The organism is Candidatus Symbiopectobacterium sp. NZEC135, assembly GCF_025962695.1.
On the sequence record NZ_JAGFPF010001454.1, the window covers coordinates 1 to 538 of the forward strand.

Below are 538 nucleotides of genomic sequence, written 5' to 3' on the forward strand. Positions count from 1 at the left end.
GGGCCGATCGGTTATTGCCGTGGCGCTCCACTCCTGGCGTGCAAGATAGGAATACCCTAACGCCATCAGTGCGAAAGCCAGCGCCACGCCAGCAATCCAGAATTTGCCTCGCCACAACGCACCGCACAGGCCGCGAATATCCAGTTCATTCTCGATACCGGCACCCGCAGTATCAACGCGGTGATGGGCTTCGCCAGAGGCTCCGTTAGCAGGGTTTTCGTGTTTCATTACTTCCCCAAAGTGATGTGGTTTCAAGTTGAGTGTCGACGATCGTCGCTACGGCGCGTTCGACGCTTGATGCGTTTCAGAAAGCGCGCCACGCGCCATGCCCGTTTCAGGCAGTAGTCATAAAGCCCAAAGGCCAGTAAAAACAGCACCAACATGGCCCATTCGGGAATGAAAGAGAAATACTCTCCGGCCATGCCGATGCCCGCCAACAGCACCGCTGCTGCGGTGATCAGCACAAAAGCCTGATGCGGGGTAAATCCGGCGCGCATCAGTAAGTGATGGATATGCTGGCGATCCGGCGCGAAAGGGC

General features: G+C 57.1%; 1 protein-coding gene and 1 pseudogene. Both read right to left on the reverse strand.

Annotated elements, in window-relative coordinates; translation table 11 throughout:
- Positions 1–228, reverse strand: a 228-nt coding sequence (locus J5224_RS34795; RefSeq protein WP_264629364.1) for a Wzz/FepE/Etk N-terminal domain-containing protein, incomplete at its 3' end; no start/stop codon positions are given.
- Between the two features lie 23 nt (positions 229–251).
- A pseudogene (locus J5224_RS34800) lies at positions 252–538 on the reverse strand (undecaprenyl-phosphate alpha-N-acetylglucosaminyl 1-phosphate transferase); the annotation flags it as partial.